The organism is Mesorhizobium sp. M5C.F.Ca.IN.020.32.2.1, assembly GCF_004023105.1.
In the GTDB taxonomy this organism is placed as follows: Bacteria; Pseudomonadota; Alphaproteobacteria; order Rhizobiales; family Rhizobiaceae; genus Mesorhizobium; species Mesorhizobium wenxiniae.
Genome location: NZ_RZSX01000998.1, coordinates 1 through 2127 on the forward strand (window position 1 = coordinate 1; position 2127 = coordinate 2127).

Below are 2127 nucleotides of genomic sequence, written 5' to 3' on the forward strand. Positions count from 1 at the left end.
GAGCGGACTTGTCTGTAATATTCGATGTCGCTGAGCGTCAGCAGCGGCGCCTCGGCGTGCTCGACATAGGAGCCGGCGCTCTCTTTGCCGCCTGGCTCCGGACCGCCCAGATCGGGATAGATCAGCACCTGGCCGATTGCGGGGCGAGGATGATGGCGCGTCGCATGCGCCACCCCAGCGGCAAGATTGCCGCCGGCGCTCTCGCCGCCCAGCACGATCGGCAGGCCGGCTGTCGCCGCTACCCATTCGAACACCGCCAGCGCGTCGTCGAAGGCGGCCGGATGCAGATGTTCGGGTGCCAGCCGGTAGTCGGCGGACAGCACGGCAAAGCCGGTGTCGGCGCAGATCTCGGCGCAGATGTCGTCATGGCTGTCGAGCCCGCCAAGCACGAAGCCGCCGCCGTGATAATAGACGACCATCGCTTTCGGCGCCTTCCCCGCGAGCTGGTAGCGCCGGATCGGGATCGCACGGCTGCCGGCGGCAACCGTGCCGTCGCTGGCTTCGACACCTGCGGGAATGCCTGCGTGGAACGCCCGGCACATCGCGTCATAGACCGACCGCTGCTTGTCGACCGGCAGGTCCATGCCGGGCGGATACCATGCATTGACCCGGTCGATATAGGTCCACAGCGCCGGGTCGAGCAGCGTCGCGTATTTTCCGCGCTTTGCTGTCTCGGGCTTTGCGGCATCGCTGACCATCGCCATCCGGTCCCACCAAATCCGCTGGAAGCGTCAGAGCTCTTCGTAGAGCTGGGCCGCGTTTTCATAGGTGAAGCGCAAAGGCACCGAGCCCACCACCTGCCATGCATCGACCGTCTCGCCTGCCATCAATCGGCAAGCGCCTTCGGTCGTGGTCACGGCGCCGCCATAGAGCCGGTTGGCAAGGTTGAGGATCGCGGTCTGGTGCATCGCCGTGCTGCCGCTGCCGCAGGCATCCTTGACCAAAAGCACGCGAAAGCCTGACGATACCGCATCCCTGACGGTGGCGTCGATGCAGGCCTCGGTCCACACGCCGGCAACGACCAGCCACTCGATCCCTCTAGCCTTGAGCCGGCCGCCGGCAGGGCCCGCACCGAAGGCGCTGGCCTCGGTTTTGACCAGCATCATCTCGCCGGCGACCGGCGCCACTTCCGGACAGATCGCCGTCAACGGATCGTCCTTGTCGGAGAAAGCCGACCTGCCATTCGCATCGACTGGATGGAACCGCCGCGCCTCCCTGGTGAGATCGACGATATAGGCCGAATGATAAAGCAGCACATCATTGGCCCGCGCCGTCGCCTGCAGGCGCTGGACGTTAGCGAGAATGTCGCCAAAACCCTCGACCAGATAGCGCTTGTCCTGCCGATGCTCCTCCTGGAGATCGACGAAAACCGCGGCCGCCGTGCCGCGTTCGATGGAAATGGGCGTTTTCATGCGACCGCGCCTGGCTTCCCGGCCAACGCTGTTCCTTTCGGTGGGCTACCGCAAGCCGTGGGGATTGGCTGACGCCTAGCCAGCTTCGTCATCCCAGGGCGAAGCAGGAGCGAAGCTCCGTCGCGGAGACCCTGGGATCCATGCCGTGACGGCTGTCGAGGAGTGCGGCGGAACAGAATTCCGCACCGCAGCAGCGCTCTGAAGTCACGACATGGATCCTGGGGTCTGCGCCGTGTCGCTGCGCTCCTTGCTCCGCCCCAGGACGACGAAGCGAAGGGTGTTTGCGACAGTCGCCAAGGCCTGCGACCGGTCAAACGCGTCCGGCTATCAAAACTGCTGCGCGAGGGAATGAGCGTCAAACCTGTTTCTCCAGGAAATCGTCTTCATAGGGAAAGCGCGACAGTAGCTCGGTGCCGGTTTCGGTGACCAGGATCTCGTCCTCGAGCTTGACGCCCTCGCGGCCGCCTTTCTCGCCGATATAGCTCTCGACACTCACCACCATGCCAGGCACGACAAAGCCGTCGCGGCCATAGGTCTCGTAGTCCATGGCATGCGCGATGAACGGCGTCTCGCCATGCATGCCGACGCCGTGCATCACCGACGTATAGCGCTGGTCGACGAAGCGATCCGGTATCTTCCAGGCCTTTTCGGCAATCTCGCGAAACGCCATGCCCGGCTTGACGATCGAGATGTTGTGCTGAACCTGGTCGTGGGC

At 64.4% G+C, this 2127-nt stretch carries 3 protein-coding genes; all 3 read right to left on the reverse strand.

The features are described from left to right. The coding region (locus EOA86_RS31995) for an alpha/beta hydrolase fold domain-containing protein (protein ID WP_245497443.1) at window positions 1–704 on the reverse strand (704 nt) is incomplete at its 3' end. Between the two features lie 27 nt (window positions 705–731). Continuing rightward, entirely contained in the window at window positions 732–1412 is a 681-nt protein-coding gene (locus EOA86_RS32000) for an isochorismatase family protein (protein WP_128345265.1), read from the reverse strand. Window positions 1413–1767: 355 nt separating this feature from the next. Beyond that, a partial coding sequence (locus EOA86_RS32005) for a M24 family metallopeptidase (RefSeq protein ID WP_128345266.1) occupies window positions 1768–2127 on the reverse strand: 360 nt, incomplete at its 5' end.

What these genes read in the sequence shown, in the direction of transcription:
- EOA86_RS32000 (WP_128345265.1), bottom strand. Translation starts at nt 1,412, where the DNA reads ATGAAAACGCCCATTTCCATCGAACGCGGCACGGCGGCCGCGGTTTTC.